Origin of the sequence: Vibrio sp. TBV020 (genome assembly GCF_046056895.1) — a bacterium.
Classification (GTDB): Bacteria; Pseudomonadota; Gammaproteobacteria; order Enterobacterales; family Vibrionaceae; genus Vibrio.
On record NZ_JBEEAQ010000003.1, the window covers coordinates 925,535 to 947,510 of the forward strand.

The window sequence follows — 21,976 nt, forward strand, 5'->3', positions numbered from 1 at the left end:
CAATATCCTGTCATTCCCGATAGCGAAGAATGCGCGCGGTCGGGAATCTCCTCAGTTTTCATATCCCATGTTTTAGTTTGATTAAAAAATAATCACCACTATATTAACGCCTTAGTAAATACATGGCTTTACAACGCTTGTTGTCACTGCGTAAAGGCTGTACAATTCGCGCCCTTAATTAATGTTCCGTCGTTTGAGAGGCCACATGACCACTGAAAAAATCAATCTACTCGACTTTGATCGTCAAGGTATGCGTAAGTTTTTTGCTGAGGAGCTCGGCGAAAAAGCATTCCGCGCAGATCAAGTAATGAAGTGGATCTACCATTTCGGTGTCGATAACTTCGATAACATGACCAACATTAACAAGAAACTTCGTGAGAAACTGCTTCATCGTTGTGAGATTAAAGCGCCAGTTGTAGCGGAAGCTCAACACTCATCGGATGGCACGATTAAGTGGGCGATGAAAGTAGGCGATCAAGATGTTGAAACGGTATACATCCCAGAAGATGACCGTGCGACTCTTTGTGTCTCTTCTCAGGTAGGTTGTGCACTAGAATGTAAGTTCTGCTCAACTGCTCAGCAGGGTTTTAACCGTAACCTAAAAGTATCTGAAATTATTGGTCAGGTTTGGCGTGCTGCACGCGAAATTGGTTTAGAGAAAGAAACAGGCCGTCGCCCAATTACTAACGTTGTAATGATGGGAATGGGTGAGCCTCTACTCAACATGAAGAACCTGATTCCAGCACTAGAACTAATGTTAGACGATCTAGGTTTCGGTCTATCCAAGCGTCGAGTGACAGTTTCAACATCAGGTGTTGTTTCTGGCCTTGATCAAATGACGGGTAAAATTGACGTAGCCCTCGCTATTTCTCTACACGCCCCAAATGATGAATTGCGTAGCCAAATTATGCCGATTAACGATCGTTGGGATATTGAAGATTTCCTAGCATCTGTTCGTCGCTACATTCAGTCGTCAAACGCTAACCGCGGTAAAGTGACAGTAGAGTATGTGCTATTGGATCACGTTAACGATGATATGGACCATGCGCGTGAATTAGCAGAGTTGCTAAAAGATACGCCATGTAAGATCAACCTGATTCCGTTCAACCCGTACCCAGGTTCACCATACAAGAAACCAAGCAATTCTCGTATTGACCGTTTCCAGAAAACGTTAATGCAATATGATCATACAGTAACTGTTCGTAAGACGCGTGGCGATGATATCGATGCCGCTTGTGGTCAGCTTGTTGGTGACGTTATTGACCGCACAAAGCGTACGGCAATCAATAAGGCCGCAAAAGGCGAAACTATTGATGTGAAAGCTGTTTAATAAAACATGCCAATTATTTCTAAAGCCAGAGCCTAGCTCTGGCTTTTTCGTTACATCCTGTAGCGATCTCTTTGTCAAATTATCGAAAAACCTTGAGCTGCTTGTAAATTATGCACTTTGTCTATGTTGTTTCGGCTAAGATATCTATTAGAATTAAGGGTTAACGCTTTAGGGTAATTCCCTGTCTATTGAGTGAAGCGTGAGTATTGAGCTGTGAGGGTGTGTCCTCCTACTAATTTTTGAGTTTGTTTGACGTACAACAAAAATGAATAACTAAGGCGTAACAGACAAGCTCTAACCAAAGAGATTGAATTAATCATGACTGCTGAACAACAAGCACCAGTGAATAACGAAGAAAATGTAGAAAGAGTTGAAGCGGGAACTATCCTGAAAAATAAACGTGAAGAACTGGGTTTAAGCCAAAAGCAAGTTGCCGATCGTTTACGCTTACGCGTTTCAATTATTGAAAACATTGATAATAATGATTTTGCTTCTGACCAGGTCGCAACATTCACCCGTGGTTATCTGCGTTCATACGCACGTGCGGTTGGGATTGAAGAGTCGGTAGTCTTATGTGCGCTAGATGGTTGCACTGAGACTCAGCATGAAGAGCAAGAAATGAAAAGTTTCTCTCGTCAAACCAATCGAGAAAAGCATGATAGCCGCATTATGACTCTGACTTGGGGCATATTTGCAGTTATTGCCGGTATCTCTTCGCTCTGGTGGTGGCAGAACCAAGAAACGAGTATGGTGGCGCTGACCAGTGAAACTGAGCAAGAGCTTAAAATTGAACAGATGCAAGAAAGTGATATGGCTCTCGACTTCACTACGCTTGAAGCTGAAGAGCCTAAAGTCGTTGCGACTGACAGTAACATCGAAGAAATTATAGAAGCTGAAGCAAAACAAACTGCAGAGGCTACTTCTGGCACACAAATCATTGCTGAGCCTGTAGAAGAACCAGTTCAAGAAACGACTACCACTGAAGTAATACAACCGGAGCAACCTGCTGAGCCAGTTGAGCAGCAAGTGCAAGAACCAGAAGTTGTTAAAAATCTTTTGACGATGTCATTTAGCGATGACTGCTGGATTCAGGTGAAAGATGCAACCGGAAAAACACTGTCTACTGGTGTGAAAAAAGCAGGTCAAAGTTTAGATCTGACCGGAAATATGCCATATAGCGTTATTTTAGGTGCACCTGAAAACGTTTCAATGACATTAGCGAGTGAACCTGTCGACCTTTCTGGGTATACTTCAGGCAAAGTAGCAAGATTCAACTTACCTTAGAAATTACTATGCAATACGAATCTCCGATCAAACGTCGCCCATCGACTCGTATCTACGTGGGCGATGTGCCTATTGGTGATGGCGCACCAATCGCGGTGCAGTCAATGACAAACACCAGAACAACAGACGTTGCGGCGACTGTTGCTCAAATCAAAGCACTAGAAAATGTGGGTGCAGATATCGTTCGCGTGTCTGTTCCAACTATGGACGCAGCTGAAGCGTTCAAACAGATTAAACAACAAGTGAATATCCCACTCGTAGCGGATATTCATTTTGACTACCGAATCGCGCTGAAAGTCGCTGAGTACGGTGTGGATTGTCTGCGCATTAACCCAGGCAACATTGGTAACGAAGATCGCATTCGTTCAGTTGTTGACTGCGCTCGTGACAAAAACATCCCAATTCGCATCGGTGTAAATGGCGGCTCTCTGGAAAAAGATATCCAGATGAAATATGGCGAGCCAACACCAGAAGCATTGGTAGAGTCAGCAATGCGTCATGTGGATATTCTTGACCGCCTCAACTTTGATCAATTCAAAGTAAGTGTAAAAGCGTCAGATGTATTCCTTGCAGTAGATTCATACCGCTTACTAGCTAAGAAAATTGATCAGCCACTTCACTTAGGTATTACCGAAGCTGGTGGTGCGCGTGCTGGGGCAGTGAAGTCGTCAGTTGGTCTGGGCATGCTTCTCGCGGAAGGTATTGGTGATACATTACGTATTTCTCTTGCAGCTGACCCTGTTGAAGAGATCAAAGTGGGCTTCGATATTCTGAAGTCACTGCGTATTCGTTCTCGCGGCATTAACTTTATTGCGTGTCCGAGTTGTTCTCGCCAAGAGTTTGATGTTATTGGCACGGTAAACGCCCTAGAACAACGTTTAGAAGATGTGATCACACCAATGGATGTATCGATCATCGGCTGTGTTGTAAATGGACCGGGTGAAGCTGAAGTCTCTCACCTAGGTTTGGCGGGTAGTAATAAGAAGAGCGCTTTCTACGAAGACGGTAAACGTCAGAAAGAGCGTTTTGATAACGAAGATCTAGTCAACCAGCTAGAAGCGAAGATTCGAGCTAAGGCGTCGGTACTCGACGAAGCAAATCGCATCGATATCAAACAAGAAGACTAATCTCAACGTAACCTAAATTACGGTAACAATTTTACGGTAAACAACTGTGGCAAAGAAAATCCAAGCAATTCGAGGCATGAACGACTGCCTTCCAACTCAATCACCACTGTGGCAGAAACTTGAAAACACAGTGAAGAACGTAGTTAGCGCATACGGCTACAACGAAGTGCGCATGCCAATCGTTGAGATGACACATCTATTCAGTCGCGCAATCGGTGAAGTGACCGACGTGGTTGAAAAAGAAATGTACACTTTCGAAGACCGCAATGGCGATAGCCTAACGCTTCGTCCAGAAGGTACGGCAGGTTGTGTTCGTTCATGTATTGAAAACAGCCTTATCAACCGTGATGAACAGCGCCTATGGTACATGGGTCCTATGTTCCGTCATGAGCGTCCACAGAAAGGTCGTTACCGTCAATTCCACCAGTGTGGTGTCGAAGTTTTCGGTCTAAACGGTCCTGACGTAGATGCAGAACTTATTATGATGACTGCACGTCTATGGCGCGAGCTAGGCATCGATAAGCACGTTCGTCTAGAGCTTAACTCTATCGGTTCTCTAGAAGATCGTGCGAACTACCGTACTGCGCTGATCGCATTCCTAGAGCAGCATATTGATATTTTGGATGACGACTGTAAGCGTCGCATGCACACTAACCCATTGCGTGTACTGGATACGAAGAACCCAGATGTTCAAGCAATTCTTGGTGATGCGCCACGTCTATCTGATTACCTTGGTGAAGAATCGAAAGAACATTTTGCTGGTCTTTGTGAACTTCTTGACGCTGCAGGTATCGAATACACAGTTAACGAGCGTTTAGTTCGTGGTTTGGATTACTACAACCGCACTGTATTCGAGTGGATCACTGAAAGCCTAGGTGCTCAAGGTACTGTGTGTGGTGGTGGTCGTTACGATGGTCTAGTTGAACAGCTAGGCGGTAAAGCAACACCGGCAGTTGGCTTCGCTATGGGTCTAGAGCGTCTAGTACTAATGCTAGAAACTCTTGAGCTAACAGAAGTACGTCGTAGCGTTGATGTTTACATGGTAACAGCTGGTGAAGGTACGATGATGGCGGGTATGAAGCTTGCAGAATCGTTACGTGAGCAAGTACCAGGTCTACGTGTAATGAATCACTTTGGCGGCGGTAACTTTAAAAAGCAATTTAAACGTGCTGATAAAGTAGGTGCAGCTGTAGCGCTAGTTCTTGGTGAGAACGAAGTTGCTGACAATACAGTAGTACTCAAAAATCTGATTGGCGGTACTCAAGAAACGTACAGTCAAACTGACGTTATCGCTAAGCTATCTGAGCTAGTTTAATTAATTTATCTATTTTCAAAGTAGCGGTTTTTATCGCTACTTTTTTGAGATGTAAGAGGACAGGAAGTGGAACTCTACGATACTGAAGAACAACAAGTAGAAGCGATCAAAGATTGGTGGAAAGAGAACGGCAAAGCAGTCATCTTGGGTGCGGTCGTTGGTTTAGGCGGTCTTTTCGGATGGCGCTACTACCAAGATTCAGTGACAGCGGCTCAAGAAGCGGCGTCAGAAAGCTACACGAAAGCCGTTCAAGCACTTGCTGAAAATGGCGCATCTGCTGAAGGTGATATTCAAGCCTTCATCGATGGCAACAAAGATACAGAGTATTCAGTTCTAGCCGCACTACAGTTAGCGAAAGCACAAGTTGAAGCTGGTAACTTTGATGAAGCTCTTGCACAACTAGAATGGGCGAAGTCTGCAACAAAAGACGCGGCTGTTTCTTCTGTCGTGAACTACCGCCTAGCTCGTTTAAAAGCAGAACAAGGCGAATTTGACGCAGCAGTTGCTGAACTTGCAAGCATTACTGATGAAAGCTGGGCTGGCCGTGTTGCTGAGCTAAAAGGCGACATTTTGCTACGTAAAGGCGATGAGCAAGCGGCATACGCAGCTTACACTGAAGCTCAACAGTCTGGTGATGCAAGCCAAGCGCTACAGATGAAATTGGACGACCTAGCCAAGTAAGGGCAAAGCATGAAAAATATGCTGAAGAAAGCGCTCACTGCGGCGATGTTTGCCGGTATTCTTGCAGGCTGCGCTAGCGAGGAAGATACCATCATCATGGCACCAGTGCCTATTGTACAAAGTGAATTTACACCAAGTACAGAGTGGAGTGCATCCGTTGGTAATGGCGTCGGTCAATACTACTCAAAGCTCACACCAGAATACGCTTACGATAAAGTATTTGTTGCTAGCCGCGATGGTGAGATTAAAGCACTGGACCCAGAAACAGGTAAAACCTTGTGGGAAAGTGAAGTTGCATCTGATGTTTCAGCGCGCTTGTCTGGTGGCATTATTGCAGCTTATGGCCAAATCTTCATTGGTAGTGAAAATGGTCGAGTATTTGCGTTCGACGAAGAAACTGGCGAGCAAAACTGGAAAGCAGAAGTTGACGGTGAAGTACTAACTGCACCAGCAACTGACAGCAACCTAGTGATGGTTCACACCAATAGCGGAATGTTGATTGCACTTGACCAAGTGACTGGTGAGAGCAAGTGGACGATTAGTACAGAAGTACCGAACCTGACGCTTCGTGGTAACAGTACACCTGTGACCGCCTCTGGTGGTGTTTTCTGGGGTACGGCAAATGGTCGTTTAGCTGCAGCAATTGTCGAGCGTGGACAACTAATTTGGCAGCAACCAATCGGTATGCCTCAAGGTGCGACTGAAATAGATCGCCTTGTTGATGTGGATGCTTCACCTCTTATCCTAGGTAGCAATCTTTACATCATTGGCTACAACGGCCAATTGACGGCAATTGATTTGCGCTCTGGTAAACCGGTTTGGAAACGTGCATTTTCTTCTGCGACCGATCTTGCAAGCGACGGTAGCCGAATTTACATCGTTACCGAGCAAGATCACTTAGTGGCTTTTGATGCGCGCAGTGGTACAGAGCTATGGAACAATGACCAACTCGAGTACCGCCAATTGACGGCACCTGTTGTTATCGATCAGTACGTGGTTGTAGGTGATAGCGAAGGCTACTTACACTGGATTGATCGCAGTAGTGGTGAGTTTGTTGCTCAGCAAGAAGTAAATAGCAGCGGTTTTGCTGTAGCTCCAATCACGATTCCTGGCGGCTATGTCCTAATGACGCGTAATGGCGATGTAAAGAAACTGACGATCAGCGAATAGTTTCGTGATACAATTCACATTCGGCTCCTCGCTGGTAACAGTTGGGAGCCGTTTGTTTGTTTTAGAACCCCAAAGTTACATGTGGTTATAGGTAAAGCGCTCGTAAAGTGGACTCTGCTGAGTTGTTACCTATAACTACATAAAGAAAAGAATATTGTAGAGGTTGTTATGATACCTGTTGTTGCTCTAGTTGGGCGTCCAAACGTAGGTAAATCAACGTTATTTAACCGACTAACTCGTACTCGTGATGCGTTGGTTGCGGATTTCCCAGGTTTAACTCGTGACCGTAAATATGGCCAGGCTAAGCTTGGTGAACATGAATTTATTGTTATCGATACTGGTGGTATTGATGGCACTGAAGAAGGTGTAGAGACTAAAATGGCTGAGCAGTCGCTAGCGGCGATTGATGAAGCTGATGTTGTGCTATTCATGGTTGATGGCCGCGCAGGTCTAACACCATCAGATATCGCAATTTCAAACCACCTTCGTAAGATCGAAAAACCTTCAATGCTTGTTGTAAACAAGGTTGATGGCATTGATGCTGACGCAGCATCTGCTGACTTCTGGCAACTAGGCGTTGAAAACATGTACCAAATTGCGGCAGCGCACGGCCGTGGTGTTGGTGCACTGATTGATCGCGCTCTTAACCCATTTGCAGAAAAAATGGCGGAAGAAGCAAAAGGCGAGATCGAAGACTTAACTGAATTCGAAGACCAAGAAGACGAAAAGCTAGACTACAGCGAAGAAGAAGCAGAAGCGGAATTTAAACGCCTACAAGATCAGCCAATCAAGCTTGCGATTATCGGTCGTCCTAACGTAGGTAAATCGACGCTAACAAACCGTATTCTCGGGGAAGAGCGTGTTGTTGTGTACGACATGCCTGGTACAACACGTGACTCTATCTACATTCCTATGGAGCGTGATGGTCGTGAATATGTACTTATTGATACAGCCGGTGTTCGTCGCCGTAAGCGTATCAACGAAACTGTTGAGAAATTCTCAGTAGTTAAAACACTGAAAGCCGTAGAAGACGCAAACGTCGTTCTATTGGTTATCGATGCGCGTGAAAATATCTCAGACCAAGACCTTAGCCTGCTTGGCTTTGCTCTTAACGCTGGTCGTTCTATTGTTCTTGCTGTGAACAAGTGGGATGGCTTGGATATGGATGTGAAAGAACACGTGAAGAAAGAGCTAGACCGTCGCCTAGGCTTCGTTGATTTTGCTCGTATTCACTTTATTTCTGCACTTCACGGTACTGGTGTTGGTCACTTATTTGAATCTGTTCAAGAAGCATATAAGTCTGCAACGACTCGTGTAGGTACTTCAGTATTGACTCGTATTATGAAGATGGCGACAGATGATCACCAGCCACCATTGGTTCGTGGTCGCCGCGTTAAGCTGAAATATGCGCACGCAGGTGGTTACAACCCACCGATCGTTGTTATTCACGGTAACCAAGTTAACGAATTGCCAGATTCATACAAGCGCTACTTGATGAACTATTACCGTAAGTCTCTAGAGATTATGGGTACACCGATTCGTATTCAGTTCCAGAGCAGCGAGAACCCATTTGAGGGTAAAACGAATAAGATGACCATGTCTCAAGAGCGTAAACGTAAACGCCTAATGAGCATGATGAAAAATCGTAAGAACTAATCACTGCCTGAGTCGGAGTACACAGGATAGAGTTTATTGATAAAAAGCGCCTAGTTTGACTACGGCGCTTTTTTTATAGGAAAGAAAATGCAAATCAAGCCAACTATTACCCAGTTTTGTCACAACACTTGGCAATTGGACGCCCATGTTCAACTTACTCAGCAAGGCGCTGAGTATCTACATGTCGTGACAGACACTACGCCTTTTCATCCAGTGAGTCATATATGGCCAGATCACCCTGCTGATAAAGGGACATTGAACGGCTACGAAGTTATTGATTGCTTAGTCGGTGCGGTGGAACTCTCGAGTGGTGAGTTATATGTTGGCCAAGCAATCCCTGTAAAACGTGATGAACCAGGTTGGAGTTTTGTTGTTGTTCATTGTTTAGCAAAAGATACCAGTGAAATACAACCAGATATGACAGTCTCTTTGTCGGTAGATAAAGTATACCAACAGTCACTAAGCCGTGGTCATAGTGCTGGTCATCTTTCTTATTTGGCTTTGAATAAAGTACTGACTGAACACGGGTACTGGCGTAAAGATGCGGATAGAAAAGACCCTCATGGCAACTATGACTTTAATAGCTATGCTCAGGTGACGAGTTTTGTTACGCCGGATAAATGCCTTGATACATATCGTTTGGGTAAAACCTTACGCAAACGCGGTCTAAATAGCGCAGATATGGTAGAGAATCTTGACCAAATACAGAGCTTAGTAAACGAGCAGTTGATCGAGTGGTTAAAGCTTGATTCAGAGATTAGCGTAGAGTGTGATGGTGATGCTTTAACGGATTCTAGGTATTGGTCATGCAACTTAAATGAGAGTGCCAAGGCAGTCATTCCGTGCGGTGGTAGCCATGCCAGTTCTTTAAACGATTATGCTGCTATCACTGTGAAATTGCTTCAGTTGGATGTAAGTAATATTGAAATGCACACCGATGTAAAACCAGCATAGTAGATACGATCGTTTTTACATTATCCTGATATTCTACTTTGTTTAATTTTAATTGGAGTTTTATACTTTTAAAAATCCAAATGCAGAACATGTAACTTATGCTTTCGGTATGTGGTTATATAAATGTTCTTTTTGGGGCAGATCGCTGATCACATGGGATTTTGCCGATGATCAGAGTTTGATCTTTATTATAGGGTAGATCATTTTTAGTGTTTTATTCTATTTGGTTATTAATGAGGTTGGGATCAGGTTATAAATAGAGCGTTTATGCTACTGTATTCTGATAAAAACTAAATAAATTAAAGATCAGCTATATGAGTTACCTTAAGCTTCTTACCGCTCACAGAGAAGTTAACAAGTTGCTCACCAAGCTCGCATTAGGAATGGGGAGAACAGAGCTCAATCGCCGTGTGGTTGAGCTTTCCGAATGCTGGTTTGGTGAAAGGAAAGCTTCGATACTTCGACTAGATGCGAATACTAAAAAACTCTATCTAGAGTCTGCCCCAAGCTTACCTGAATTCTACAACGATGCGATAGAAGGCGTTGATATTGGCCCTGAAATAGGATCATGTGGCGCCGCTGCTTATTTAAAACAAATCGTTGTCGTTGACGATATCAATACTCATCCCAATTGGGCTCCCTTTACGTCGTTAACAAAGGCGGCAGACTTACATGCGTGTTGGTCTGTGCCTATTTTATCGAGTAAAGAAGCGGTTATGGGAACATTTGCCATATACAGTGCCACTCCTTCAGAACCAGAAGCGCATGAGCTTGAAGTCTTGGAAATGCTAGCGTCCCTTTATGCTGTTGCTTGGGAGAAGTACCAGCTAGAAGACCAGCTCCATTACCATGCTCGATATGACAGCTTAACTGGTTGCTTAAATCGCCGTGCTTTACTTCAACAAGCGAGTGATTGTCTTAATACCGATCTCAAGTACGTTGCTTGCTTCTTTGCTGATATTGATAAGTTCAAGCAGATTAACGATCGCAATGGCCATGAAGTGGGGGATAAAGTGCTTGCTGCTGTTGGCGAGATTTTTAATCAGACGTTTGATACCAGTAGTTTGAGTGGGCGCTATGGTGGTGATGAGTTTGTAGCCTTTTCTTGGTCTAACGATCCGGCGGTATTTTCTCAGCTGGCATTGTTATTTAACCAAAGGCTCCAGGCAGTATCGACTATTGAAGATGTGATGATACATGTCAGTGTCGGGACATCAGTCTGTGAAGTAGACAAACTCACGTCATTGCAGCAGTTGATTAAGCAAGCTGACCACAAAATGTATAAAGTGAAGCACAGTGATGAGCTTGATAAAGATCATTGTAACTTTGCATGATAAGGCTAAAGTGACCTAGAGATATACATTGGTATGAAAGCGTTATGAATGAGAATAGCTGCCCAATCTGTCATGATGAATTGAGTTGGACTGGTGAATATTATTGCCAATCTTGCGATGAAAACTTTAAAAAAGTTGGCTTTTGCCCTGATTGCGATGCGGAGCTAGAAAAGCTGCAAGCGTGTGGCTCGGCTAGTTATTTTTGCCACACGTGTAATGAACTGAAATCAAAGTCGAAAGTACGTATTGAGTTCCAGCCAAGCTGATCAGTTAACAGTTGAGCGAATCTCTCCATCAGATAAACGGGTGACCAAAGTGTCGCCCGTTTTTATATCCGAAACTTTAGTGAGAACTTTACCTTGCTCAGTCTGAGAAATAGAGTAGCCACGCTTTAACGTTGCCAATGGACTAACCGTATCAAGTTTTTCTGCTGCTAAAGCCAGTTGATGACGAGTGTGAAGTAAACGCCTGTCCATTGCATCAAGAAGTTTTTGTTCTAAACGTTGCAAACTAGCCTGTTGTTCGGCGAGTCGTTTCACTGGTGAGTTGAGCTCTAAACGGTATTGTTGACGCTCAACTTTCTGGTTGCGTTGTGTGAGGTAGCGTTCCATTGAGCGATGCAGACGAACTTCAAGTTCATCTAATTGCTGGCTTTGACGCTGCAGTTGGTAGCTCGGGTGTTGACGCTCCAATCGGTGAAGCAATAAGGCATTGTGTCGCTTTTGCTCACTTAGATAAAAGCGCATGGCACTCATTAACTTGTTTTGGCGACTAAGTAGAGCTTGATCCTTATGGCTGTTATCTCGGCTCACAAGTTCTGCTGCAGCTGATGGCGTAGGTGCGCGCATATCGGCAACAAAATCAGCGATGGTTACATCAACTTCATGACCAACAGCGCTAATAATAGGGATTTGGCTGGCCGCAATGGTTCGCGCCAGTATTTCATTGTTAAAACACCATAAATCTTCCAACGAACCACCACCACGACCTACGATCAGAACGTCACACTCGTTACGGCTGTTAGCACATCCAATCGCTTGAGCAATTTGAATTGCAGCTTCTTCGCCTTGAACCATAGTTGGATAAACCACTACAGGTAAAGAGGGATCTCGGCGTTTCAATACATCCAAGATATCGTAAAGGGCAGCGCCTGTTTTTGAAGTGATGACACCGACACACTTAGGGTGTTCCGGTAGTGTTTTTTTACTGGTTTGAGCAAACAACCCTTCGCCAGCAAGCTTCATCTTTAACTCTTCGAATTGCTGCTGGAGTCGACCATCGCCTTCTGGCTGCATACTTTCGATAATGAGCTGATAATCACCACGCGGCTCGTACAGTGATAAGCGGGCTTTGACTAATACCTGATTACCATTTTGAGGTTTGAACGTGACGCGACGATTGTTCCCACGGAACATGGCGCATTTTACTTGAGCGCGTGAATCTTTAAGAGTGAGGTACCAGTGACCAGAAACCGGTGCAGAGAAATTAGAAATTTCACCGACTAACCAAACAATACCCATTTCATTTTCAAGAAGTAATCGAACCTCAGCGTTGAGGCGAGAAACAGTAAAGATGTTTGGATTGGTCATAGAGGCGCTATCTTTAAAGATGATCTTTCGTGTGAATCTCACAGGGCGTGAGTATGGAAGATAGCGGCAATATAATACATATCAAGGGGGTAAATGCAAGAAAAAAATTAAAAAAATTTGTGGTCAAGCGATTGCGTTGACCGTATAATCCCTCCGCAATATCTAATCCAAATGCAACACAAGTTGCCCTCATTATGCGAAACGATGAGACCGGATTGTTCTTTTTACTCCTCTAATTGTGAGATATTGCAAATGCTAAGAATTGCCAAAGAAGCGCTGACATTCGATGACGTACTACTTGTGCCAGCACACTCCACTGTTCTCCCAAACACAGCTGATCTTCGCACTCAGTTGACGAAAAACATTTCACTAAACATCCCTATGATTTCTGCGTCGATGGATACCGTGACGGAAGCTCGTCTGGCTATCGCACTCGCGCAAGAAGGTGGCATTGGCTTTATTCACAAGAACATGTCTATTGAGCAACAAGCTGAAATGGTTCGCCAGGTTAAAATTTACGAAGCAGGTGTGGTTTCTCACCCTGTAACAGTAAGCCCTGACGCAACGATTGCTGATGTTGTAGCTCTAACTGAGAAGCATGGTTTTGCTGGCTTCCCAGTAGTGACTGAAACAAACGAACTGGTTGGTATTATCACTGGTCGTGACGTTCGTTTTGTAACTGACCTGTCTAAGAAAGTTGACGTAGTGATGACGCCTAAATCGCGTCTAGCTTCTGTTAAAGAAGGTGCAACTCGCGAAGAAGTTCAAGAGAAAATGCACGAAGCACGCGTTGAAAAAGTACTGGTTGTGAACGATGACTTCCAACTAACCGGTATGATTACAGCAAAAGATTTCCATAAAGCAGAACGTAAGCCAAACGCGTGTAAAGATGAGCGCGGCAGCCTACGTGTTGGTGCTGCTGTTGGTGCTGGCGCGGGTAACGAAGAGCGTGTTGCTGCTCTTGTTGAAGCAGGTGTTGACGTTCTACTTATCGACTCTTCTCACGGTCACTCTGAAGGTGTACTTAACCGTATCCGCGAAACTCGCGCAGCATACCCAGATCTAGAAATCATCGGTGGTAACGTAGCAACGGGTGCAGGTGCTCGTGCTCTAATTGAGGCGGGTGTTAGCGCAGTTAAAGTTGGTATCGGCCCTGGTTCTATCTGTACGACTCGTATCGTTACTGGTGTTGGTGTTCCTCAAGTAACAGCAATCGCAGATGCCGCTGAAGTGGCTAACGAATACGGTATTCCAGTAATCGCTGATGGCGGTATCCGTTTCTCTGGTGATATCTGTAAAGCAATCGTAGCTGGTGCATCTTGTGTAATGGTTGGTTCAATGTTTGCTGGTACTGAAGAAGCACCAGGTGAAGTGATTCTTTACAACGGCCGTTCTTACAAGTCTTACCGTGGTATGGGTTCTCTTGGCGCAATGTCTCAAGGTTCTTCTGACCGTTACTTCCAGTCTGACAACGCGGCAGACAAACTAGTACCAGAAGGTATCGAAGGTCGTATCGCATACAAAGGTCGCCTGAAAGAGATCGTTCACCAGCAAATGGGTGGTCTACGTTCAAGCATGGGTCTAACTGGTTCTGCAACCGTTGAAGAAATGCGCACGAAAGCTGAATTCGTTCGTATCTCTGGCGCGGGCATGAAAGAGTCTCATGTACACGACGTGCAAATCACGAAGGAAGCACCAAACTACCGTTTAGGTTAAACCTTACGTAAACGTTTGCTTTTTTCTTGAAGCATTTCAAAGGGGCGGGTAAACTCGCCCCCGATCATATTTCTATACCAGTGCAGTTAGCTCAACAGGCATTGGTATTAACTAAAAAGAACGCTCAAAATGACTAAAAATATTCATGACCAACGTATTCTGATCTTGGACTTCGGTTCTCAGTACACTCAACTAGTAGCGCGCCGCATCCGTGAGATCGGTGTTTACTGTGAACTATGGAGCTGGGATGTAGAAGAAGCGGATATTCGTGAATTCAATCCAGACGGTATTATTCTTTCTGGTGGCCCTGAAAGTGTAACGGAAGAGAACTCTCCGCGTGCACCTCAGTATGTATTTGATTCAGGTGTTCCTGTATTCGGTATCTGCTACGGCATGCAAACTATGGCTGAGCAACTTGGCGGTAAAGTTGCGACGTCTACTGAACGTGAGTTCGGTTATGCAGCAGTACAAGTAACAGGTGAATCTGCACTGTTCGCTGATCTAGAAGCATCTCAAGATGTTTGGATGAGCCACGGTGATAAAGTTGTAGAAATTCCAGCAGACTTCGTTAAAACAGGCGAAACAGACACTTGTCCGTACGCAGCAATGGCAAACGAAGAGAAGAAATACTACGGCGTTCAGTTCCACCCAGAAGTAACGCACACTAAGAACGGCATGAAAATGCTAGAAAACTTCGTTCTTAACGTATGTGGTTGTGAAGGTCTTTGGACTTCTGCTTCAATCATTGAAGATGCAGTTGCACGTATTAAAGAGCAAGTAGGTGACGACGAAGTTATCCTTGGTCTATCTGGTGGTGTTGATTCATCAGTTGTTGCGATGCTTGCTCACCGTGCAATCGGCGACAAACTAACGTGTGTATTCGTAGATAACGGCCTACTTCGTCTGAACGAAGCTGAGCAAGTTATGGATATGTTCGGCAACAAGTTTGGTCTAAACATCATCCACGTTAACGCTGAAGACCGTTTCCTAGAAGCACTTAAAGGCGAGAACGATCCTGAAGCGAAGCGCAAGATCATTGGTCACGTATTCGTAGACATCTTCGACGAAGAGTCTAAGAAACTGAAGAATGCTAAGTGGCTAGCTCAGGGTACTATCTACCCAGACGTAATCGAGTCTGCTGCATCTAAGACTGGTAAAGCACACGTAATCAAGTCTCACCACAACGTTGGTGGCCTTCCTGATGATATGGAAATGGGCCTTGTTGAGCCTTTACGTGAGCTATTTAAAGATGAAGTACGTAAGATTGGCTTAGAGCTAGGTCTTCCATACAACATGCTTTACCGCCATCCATTCCCAGGTCCAGGTCTAGGTGTTCGTGTTCTTGGCGAGATTAAGAAAGAGTACTGTGACTTGCTACGTCGTGCTGATGCTATCTTCATTGAAGAGCTACATGCAGCAGACCTATACCACAAAGTATCTCAAGCGTTCACGGTATTCTTACCAGTACGCTCTGTTGGTGTAATGGGCGATGGTCGTAAGTACGATTGGGTTGTGTCTCTACGTGCTGTAGAAACAATTGACTTCATGACTGCTCACTGGGCACACCTACCATACGACTTCCTAGGTAAGGTTTCTAACCGTATTATCAACGAAGTTGATGGCATTTCTCGTGTTGTTTACGACATTTCAGGTAAGCCACCAGCGACAATCGAGTGGGAATAATCTTCTCGATTAACAAGCAATAGTAGAACCAGCCTTCGGGCTGGTTTTTTTGTTTCTACGATTTGATAACTAATATTTCATAAAGCATATACAATGCGATATTTTGAATGTATATTCACTTTTAATATCTAATTATGTTGTTTGGTATTTGCTAATGGAACAAGCTGAATTCACCTCATTACTCCCCGTTATTGTCACTTTAACTCTCGCACTTACGACTCGAAATGTCGTTGTCGGCCTTTTTGCAGGCGTGATGACAGGTGTGGCAATGTTAGAACAAACCTTTGTAGCCACAGGTCCGCTGGAAACGTTTGGCGCATTAATGAAAAACTACCTTCTGCCTCAGCTAACCGATAGCTACAACGCAGGGGTCATCTTACTACTGGTGTTTATTGGTGGTTTTGTCGCGCTAATGGAAAAGTCGGGTGGTGGAGTTGCCTTCGCAGAACGTGTTACTACTTGGGTTAAGAGTAAATCACAGTCTCAAATCTCCGCTTGGTTTGGCGGGATCGTTATCTTCTTCTCTGACCTTGGTACACCCTTGATTGTTGGTCCCGTTTTTCGTCCTTTGTTTGACAAGCTTAAGTTATCTCGTCAGAAACTCGCCTTTATTATTGACTCTACCTCGTCTCCGGTCGCTATCCTCATTCCTTTCATTGGCTGGGGCGTCTACATCATGGGCCTGATTCAAAAAGAGTTCTCTCAACTTGATGTTGCAATGACGGATTGGGATGCATTTATTGGTGCGATTCCTTATCAATTTTATGCATTTCTGGCGATTGCGATTGTACCTATTATCTCTATCCTTAAGTGCGATTTTGGGCCTATGGCTCAGGCTGAATGGAATGCAAAGCAGGGCAATATATCTATTCATGATCACGCAGATACTCATAAAGCTTTCTCTCACCAAAATGCTAAAGCGTCATTTGTATGGGCACCGCTGCTAGTAATGCTGGTGGTACTTTGCTCTATGCTGGTGCCTCAAGGCTTTCCGTTTCAAAAAGTAGCGGGCTCAACTTTCCGTGCAGCGCTTTCAACAGCTTACTTATTTGCTGCGGTGACTCTAGTAAGTTTGATGGCTTTATATGGTGTTCGAAAAGTAACAGACAGCATTCAACTGTATCTGAAAGGCATGTCGGGCATGATGTCTGTCGCTGTTATTCTGGTTTTAGCTTGGGCGTTGAGTTCTGTTGGTAAAGAACTTGGTGCCGCTGCATATATTGCAGAGCAGGCTCAGGCAGGGTTCCCTTCATGGTTACTGCCAGGGGTAGCATTTTTACTGGCTGCAATTATCTCATTTGCTACCGGATCATCATGGGGTACGTTTGCCATTATGATGTCGCTCGTGATCCCAACCAGTGTTGCGATTGATGCACCACTGTTAGTCGCGATTGGTGCGGTTCTTTCTGGTGGACTCTTTGGTGACCACTGCTCGCCAATCTCTGAAACGACGATCTTGTCTTCTACTGGTGCAGCATGTAATCAATATGAACACTTTAAGACACAGTTGCCTTATGCATTACTGAATGGTGCGATTGCGCTTTCTAGCTTTATCATCGCAGGTATTGTAGAGAGTCCTATGGTGTTGCTGGTTGCCATTGTTGCTCAAATCGCTATCTATGTGGTGATTAGCCGAACTCGTTTAGTCGGAGAGCCTCAACCGCAAACAGAGAGCTAAGACAGTAGGTTTTTTTGTATCGATAGGGAGTGCTTGGCGCTCCCTTTTTTATTTGGAGTCAGTGCACACTTCTTAATCTGACTTTGTTACGTCTTTTGTTGTAAGCCTTAATTGACTCGCAACTTGACGCGACGCTAAGTTATTCAACGTGCTTATCTTTTCTGTATTTCCTAACCTTTTTGCAGCTTTAAACACAAGGAAATGTACCATGAAAAAGGTAAGTTACTTGGCTGCTGCACTTTCACTAGTAGCAGCGTCGTCGAGTTGGGCTGCGATGAACATTCAGCCAGATCCACAGAATCCGACAGGGTATGTGATTGCTCGTTCTGATGTTCAAGCGGTAGAGAGCCAGAAGACCGCAGACCCTATGTACCAAATTTGGTCTCAAGCACTTCGAACTGCACCGAACACTGTTGTGGAGGCTATTGATTCAGGCCTTACTTCTAATCCTGAAAACGTAAAAAGGGCTGAACGTGTATTCCCGCGCTCTGAATGGGATTTTTTGACCCATATGGCAGCGCCTGAGTACACCTATACTCGTTTCTTAAGAGCGATAGGTAAGTTCCCCGCATTTTGTGCTGAGTATACCGACGGCAGAGATTCTGATGCGATCTGTAAACGTTCTATTGTGACGGCTTTTGCTCACTTTGCTCAAGAAACTGGTGGGCATATCGCGAAAGATAATGTTTCTGATAACCCGCTTGCTTTAGAAGAGTGGCAGCAAGCTTTGGTTCATGTTCGCGAGATGGGCTGGTCAGAAGGTCAGGAAGGCTATACAACAGGTTGTGGCCAGAATGATTGGCAGAATAAAAAATGGCCGTGTGCTGCGGGACAGGGCTATTTTGGCCGTGGTGCGAAACAGCTTTCTTACCACTTTAACTACGGTGCTTTTTCTGAGGTGATGTTCGATGGTGACGCGTCGGTATTGTTAAATAATCCAGGACTAGTTGCCGACTCTTGGCTTAATCTCGCGTCAGCCGTTTGGTTCTTCTTAACGCCTCAAGCGCCAAAGCCAGCAATGCTCCACGTTATCGATAAAACTTGGTCGCCTTCTCAGCGTGAGATTGAAGCTGGTATTGGTTACGGTTTCGGCACCACAATCAACATCATTAATGGTGGTATTGAATGTGGTGAGCAGAACAAAAATAAAGGTCAGCCAGTCAATCGTATTCGTTATTGGGAAGGCTTATCAACACATTATAAAATTCCATTAGAAGCGGATGAAAAGAATACCTGTTGGCAGCAAACTCCTTACGGTAGCCTGAATCTAAACGGTGCTACGGATGTGCTTTACACCAACTGGGATGGTAACTGGAAGTATTATGCAGACCGTCCTGGTGGTTATTCATTCGAGTGTGAGTTGGTGGGGTTCCAAACTGCTTATTCTGCACTTGTGCCGGGTGATTACGAAAAGTGTGTCACCAACTTCTATGGTTCACATTCAAGCTGGCCAGAAGTACGTATTGTTGAGAAATTGGATCCGGTTGATCCCGGCACTGGCCCTGGCACGGGAACAGATTGGGATGCAAATAAGGTTTACAATTCGGGTGACCAAGTCACTCATAAAGGAGCGACATATCAAGCGAAGTGGTGGACACAAGGTGATGACCCTAGTCTAGGTGGTCCGTGGGAATTGGTGTCAGGCACACCGACTGAGCCTACACCAGAACCAACGCCAGATCCTGAGCCTACACCGGATCCAACCCCGACGCCTGACCCTGTTCCAGACACCTTTATTCAATGGGAAGCGGGTGTAAGTCAGGTTGCTAATGGCGATAAAGTTACACACCTAGGTAAATGTTTTGTCGCTAAAAACGGTCCAGGTGTGTGGGATACTCCAACGCAATCTAACTGGTTCTGGGATGAAATCTCTTGTCAGTAGTAAGACCAACTAAGCCGTGTTAGGAGCGGTGAAGATAAGAAAACCGAGTGCTAACCCTATATATGGATAAGTGCTCGGTTTTTTACATTTCGGAGAAGGTGATTTTCGAAATCTTAGATTGCATAACCAAGATCTATCTTTTTTGTTGAACAGGACTAAAATCTGCGCGTAAATTTTATTAACTTTTTTTAAAGGTGCGCAAAATGTCAACAAAACTGGCAAACCCGGCTCCACTGGGCCTAATGGGTTTCGGTATGACAACCATCCTGCTTAACATCCACAATGCAGGTTTTTTCCCTATTGATTCTATGATCCTAGCAATGGGTATTTTTTATGGTGGTCTTAGCCAGGTTCTAGTTGGCATGATGTGTTTCAAACGTGGTGATACGTTTGGTACGACAGCGTTCACTTCTTACGGTCTATTTTGGCTAACTCTTGTTGGTCTGATCGTTATGCCTTACATGGGTCTGCCAGCAAGCCCTGCAAGCTTTATGGGTTGGTACTTAGCGCTATGGGGCATCTTTACAGGTTTCATGTTTGTAGGTTCTCTATGCTACCCAGTTGCAAAACAAGTGGTGTTTGGCTCACTAACTATTCTGTTCTTCCTGCTTGCTGCTCGTGATTTCACTGGTAGCGAACTTATCGGTACTATTGCTGGCTTTGAAGGTATCTTCTGTGGCGCGAGCGCGATTTACTTCGCAATGGCTCAAGTACTGAACAATGAATACGGTCGTACAATTCTACCAATTGGTGAGAAGAAACCTGCTCAAGTAGAACTAGAACAAGTTGCTGCTTAATTGAATTGAGATTTAGTTGTCTAATCGCCTGAAGTGACGACAACTGATATTTGGGAACCTTAATACGAAAGGGGTTAGCATTTGCTAACCCCTTTTTCTTACCACTGCTTTTTTATCTATAGCTTATCGCTATTAGGTTGAAGGCTGTTCAACTGGTTTTGACTCTACCTCTGCCGAAGGCTCTTTGCCTGTTTTACGACGGTATTTGTCTTCCCAGTAGTCCGCGCCTTTAATACTAAGTTTCACTGGGTTAAATGTGTACTCTGTAACACCTTGTTTTTGCTGCTCTTCGTAATCATGCAGTGCTTTCAGCGCTGGCTTCGACATGAAGAAGATAATTAAGATGCCGACAATGTTTAGCCATGCCATTAGGCCTACACCCACATCACCCATTGCCCATGCAAGGTTTGCGGTCTTAACTGTACCGTAGAACACAACTGCGATTAATGCGACTTTTAGCATGAACATTAAGCCGTTAACTTTGAAGGTACGACGAATATAAGCAATATTTGTCTCTGCAATGTAGTAGTACGCAAGAATGGTAGTAAATGCGAAGAAGAACAGTGCAATTGCGATGAATGGCTTACCAATGCCTGGTAGTGCACTTTCGATTGCCATCTGAGTAAATACAGGACCGTTTGCTGCAATGTCTGCTGCTACGTTCTGAACTAGGAAACCTTCAGCGCCGTGTACGTTGTATGCACCTGTAATGATGATCATAAATGCAGTTGCAGAACATACTAGTAGCGTATCAATGTAGATTGAGAACGATTGAACCAGACCTTGTTGTGCTGGGTGATCAACACTTGCCGCTGCCGCTGCGTGAGGGCCTGTACCTTGACCCGCTTCGTTCGAGTAAACACCACGTTTAACACCCCAACCGATTGCAGCACCAACACCGGCCATAGGTGTGAATGCATCGCCAACGATCATTGCAAATACGCGAGGAACTTCACCGATGTTTAGAAGGATGATAATGAACGCTGTTACGATGTAAGCAAGCGCCATAAAAGGAACAACGATTTGAGTGAAGTTTGCAATACGCTTAACACCACCGAAGATGATGAACGCTAGAATCACAGCGATGATAGTACCTGTCAGGATCTTAGCGAAGCTAAATGTACCGATTGCAGTCTCAATCATTGCGCCAGAACCGAACGCTGCTTCTACTGCGTTACCGATACTGTTTGATTGAACGCCTGGTAGTAGGAAACCACACGCGAAGATAGTTGCGATAGCAAAGATCCATGCATACCATTTTTGGCCCATTGCTTTTTCAATGTAGTACGCAGGACCGCCACGGAACTCGCCATTATCTTCTTCTTTGTAAATCTGCGCCAAGGTTGACTCTGCATATGCCGTTGCTGCACCGAAGAATGCAACGACCCACATCCAGAATACTGCACCTGGACCACCAAAGCCGATAGCCGCAGCAACACCTGCGATGTTACCTGTACCAACACGACCAGACAGTGATACTGCTAATGCCTGGAACGATGAAATACCTTTTGATGAACTTTTCCCTGAAAGAAGTAGACGCCACATTTCACTGAAGTGACGAATCTGAACAAATCGTGTCATGACTGAGTAGAACAGACCTGCGCCCAAGCATAGATAAATCAATACTGGACTCCAGATGATTCCATTCAAAAAATCAACAATTGACTGCATAAGAAGTTTCCCTGTTTGTTTTGTAATGGTTGTTTTCTGAGCAGGATATTACCCTCTTTGTAACTTGATTGTTAATTTATTTGCCTTTTGGTGTTAATGGGCGTGATCT

General features: G+C 44.6%; 17 protein-coding genes. 15 read left to right on the top strand and 2 right to left on the bottom strand.

What is annotated here, in order from left to right:
- Window positions 1–205 precede the first annotated feature (205 nt).
- The 10 genes from AAFX28_RS12205 to AAFX28_RS12250 all read left to right on the top strand — a co-directional run bounded on the left by AAFX28_RS12205 (window position 206) and on the right by AAFX28_RS12250 (window position 11,117).
- Window positions 206–1,330, top strand: coding sequence for a bifunctional tRNA (adenosine(37)-C2)-methyltransferase TrmG/ribosomal RNA large subunit methyltransferase RlmN (locus AAFX28_RS12205; RefSeq protein WP_408687998.1), 1,125 nt, complete (start codon window positions 206–208; stop codon window positions 1,328–1,330).
- A 318-nt stretch (window positions 1,331–1,648) separates the two neighbouring features.
- Window positions 1,649–2,614 (top strand): cytoskeleton protein RodZ, encoded by a 966-nt coding sequence (gene rodZ, locus AAFX28_RS12210; protein WP_408687999.1) that lies wholly within the window; start codon window positions 1,649–1,651, stop codon window positions 2,612–2,614.
- Window positions 2,615–2,622: 8 nt separating this feature from the next.
- Window positions 2,623–3,741 (top strand): flavodoxin-dependent (E)-4-hydroxy-3-methylbut-2-enyl-diphosphate synthase, encoded by a 1,119-nt coding sequence (gene ispG, locus AAFX28_RS12215; RefSeq protein WP_408688001.1) that lies wholly within the window; start codon window positions 2,623–2,625, stop codon window positions 3,739–3,741.
- A 46-nt stretch (window positions 3,742–3,787) separates the two neighbouring features.
- Window positions 3,788–5,056, top strand: coding sequence for a histidine--tRNA ligase (hisS, locus tag AAFX28_RS12220; protein ID WP_408688002.1), 1,269 nt, complete (start codon window positions 3,788–3,790; stop codon window positions 5,054–5,056).
- 66 nt (window positions 5,057–5,122) lie between these two features.
- Window positions 5,123–5,737, top strand: a complete 615-nt coding sequence (locus tag AAFX28_RS12225) for a YfgM family protein (RefSeq protein ID WP_408688004.1) — start codon at window positions 5,123–5,125, stop codon at window positions 5,735–5,737.
- Between the two features lie 9 nt (window positions 5,738–5,746).
- Window positions 5,747–6,907 (top strand): outer membrane protein assembly factor BamB, encoded by a 1,161-nt coding sequence (gene bamB / locus AAFX28_RS12230; protein WP_408688005.1) that lies wholly within the window; start codon window positions 5,747–5,749, stop codon window positions 6,905–6,907.
- 168 nt (window positions 6,908–7,075) lie between these two features.
- Complete coding sequence (gene der, locus AAFX28_RS12235; RefSeq protein ID WP_408688006.1) at window positions 7,076–8,563, top strand: ribosome biogenesis GTPase Der; 1,488 nt, start codon at window positions 7,076–7,078, stop codon at window positions 8,561–8,563.
- 87 nt (window positions 8,564–8,650) lie between these two features.
- Window positions 8,651–9,517, top strand: a complete 867-nt coding sequence (locus tag AAFX28_RS12240) for an alanyl-tRNA editing protein (protein ID WP_408688007.1) — start codon at window positions 8,651–8,653, stop codon at window positions 9,515–9,517.
- Window positions 9,518–9,831: 314 nt separating this feature from the next.
- Window positions 9,832–10,851, top strand: coding sequence for a diguanylate cyclase (locus tag AAFX28_RS12245; RefSeq protein WP_408688008.1), 1,020 nt, complete (start codon window positions 9,832–9,834; stop codon window positions 10,849–10,851).
- Between the two features lie 44 nt (window positions 10,852–10,895).
- Window positions 10,896–11,117, top strand: coding sequence for a zinc ribbon domain-containing protein (locus tag AAFX28_RS12250; RefSeq protein ID WP_408688010.1), 222 nt, complete (start codon window positions 10,896–10,898; stop codon window positions 11,115–11,117).
- Here the strand turns inward: AAFX28_RS12250 and xseA are convergent, their stop codons facing one another.
- Complete coding sequence (xseA, locus tag AAFX28_RS12255; RefSeq protein WP_408688011.1) at window positions 11,118–12,440, bottom strand: exodeoxyribonuclease VII large subunit; 1,323 nt, start codon at window positions 12,438–12,440, stop codon at window positions 11,118–11,120. It abuts the gene before it with no gap.
- A 252-nt stretch (window positions 12,441–12,692) separates the two neighbouring features.
- Here xseA and guaB point away from each other — a divergent pair, with 252 nt between their 5' ends.
- The 5 genes from guaB (at window position 12,693) to AAFX28_RS12280 (ending at window position 20,196) form a co-directional block, all read left to right on the top strand.
- Window positions 12,693–14,156: an IMP dehydrogenase gene (gene guaB, locus AAFX28_RS12260; protein ID WP_408688012.1), complete on the top strand. Its 1,464-nt coding sequence runs from the start codon at window positions 12,693–12,695 to the stop codon at window positions 14,154–14,156.
- 129 nt (window positions 14,157–14,285) lie between these two features.
- Window positions 14,286–15,839 (top strand): glutamine-hydrolyzing GMP synthase, encoded by a 1,554-nt coding sequence (guaA, locus tag AAFX28_RS12265; RefSeq protein ID WP_032551338.1) that lies wholly within the window; start codon window positions 14,286–14,288, stop codon window positions 15,837–15,839.
- Window positions 15,840–15,993: 154 nt separating this feature from the next.
- Window positions 15,994–17,517: a Na+/H+ antiporter NhaC family protein gene (locus AAFX28_RS12270; protein WP_408688014.1), complete on the top strand. Its 1,524-nt coding sequence runs from the start codon at window positions 15,994–15,996 to the stop codon at window positions 17,515–17,517.
- A gap of 208 nt (window positions 17,518–17,725) precedes the next feature.
- Window positions 17,726–19,399, top strand: a complete 1,674-nt coding sequence (locus AAFX28_RS12275) for a chitinase (RefSeq protein WP_408688015.1) — start codon at window positions 17,726–17,728, stop codon at window positions 19,397–19,399.
- Window positions 19,400–19,602: 203 nt separating this feature from the next.
- Window positions 19,603–20,196, top strand: a complete 594-nt coding sequence (locus tag AAFX28_RS12280) for an acetate uptake transporter (protein WP_408688016.1) — start codon at window positions 19,603–19,605, stop codon at window positions 20,194–20,196.
- A 132-nt stretch (window positions 20,197–20,328) separates the two neighbouring features.
- Here the strand turns inward: AAFX28_RS12280 and AAFX28_RS12285 are convergent, their stop codons facing one another.
- Window positions 20,329–21,867 carry an alanine/glycine:cation symporter family protein gene (locus tag AAFX28_RS12285; RefSeq protein ID WP_408688018.1) on the bottom strand — a complete coding sequence of 513 codons (1,539 nt, stop codon included), beginning with the start codon at window positions 21,865–21,867 and terminating at the stop codon, window positions 20,329–20,331.
- Window positions 21,868–21,976: the final 109 nt, after the last annotated feature.

What these genes read in the sequence shown, in the direction of transcription:
- AAFX28_RS12205 (WP_408687998.1), top strand. Translation starts at nt 206, where the DNA reads ATGACCACTGAAAAAATCAATCTACTCGACTTTGATCGTCAAGGTATG.
- rodZ (WP_408687999.1), top strand. Translation starts at nt 1,649, where the DNA reads ATGACTGCTGAACAACAAGCACCAGTGAATAACGAAGAAAATGTAGAA.
- ispG (WP_408688001.1), top strand. Translation starts at nt 2,623, where the DNA reads ATGCAATACGAATCTCCGATCAAACGTCGCCCATCGACTCGTATCTAC.
- bamB (WP_408688005.1), top strand. Translation starts at nt 5,747, where the DNA reads ATGAAAAATATGCTGAAGAAAGCGCTCACTGCGGCGATGTTTGCCGGT.
- der (WP_408688006.1), top strand. Translation starts at nt 7,076, where the DNA reads ATGATACCTGTTGTTGCTCTAGTTGGGCGTCCAAACGTAGGTAAATCA.
- AAFX28_RS12240 (WP_408688007.1), top strand. Translation starts at nt 8,651, where the DNA reads ATGCAAATCAAGCCAACTATTACCCAGTTTTGTCACAACACTTGGCAA.
- AAFX28_RS12245 (WP_408688008.1), top strand. Translation starts at nt 9,832, where the DNA reads ATGAGTTACCTTAAGCTTCTTACCGCTCACAGAGAAGTTAACAAGTTG.
- AAFX28_RS12250 (WP_408688010.1), top strand. Translation starts at nt 10,896, where the DNA reads ATGAATGAGAATAGCTGCCCAATCTGTCATGATGAATTGAGTTGGACT.
- xseA (WP_408688011.1), bottom strand. Translation starts at nt 12,440, where the DNA reads ATGACCAATCCAAACATCTTTACTGTTTCTCGCCTCAACGCTGAGGTT.
- guaB (WP_408688012.1), top strand. Translation starts at nt 12,693, where the DNA reads ATGCTAAGAATTGCCAAAGAAGCGCTGACATTCGATGACGTACTACTT.
- guaA (WP_032551338.1), top strand. Translation starts at nt 14,286, where the DNA reads ATGACTAAAAATATTCATGACCAACGTATTCTGATCTTGGACTTCGGT.
- AAFX28_RS12270 (WP_408688014.1), top strand. Translation starts at nt 15,994, where the DNA reads ATGGAACAAGCTGAATTCACCTCATTACTCCCCGTTATTGTCACTTTA.
- AAFX28_RS12275 (WP_408688015.1), top strand. Translation starts at nt 17,726, where the DNA reads ATGAAAAAGGTAAGTTACTTGGCTGCTGCACTTTCACTAGTAGCAGCG.
- AAFX28_RS12280 (WP_408688016.1), top strand. Translation starts at nt 19,603, where the DNA reads ATGTCAACAAAACTGGCAAACCCGGCTCCACTGGGCCTAATGGGTTTC.
- AAFX28_RS12285 (WP_408688018.1), bottom strand. Translation starts at nt 21,867, where the DNA reads ATGCAGTCAATTGTTGATTTTTTGAATGGAATCATCTGGAGTCCAGTA.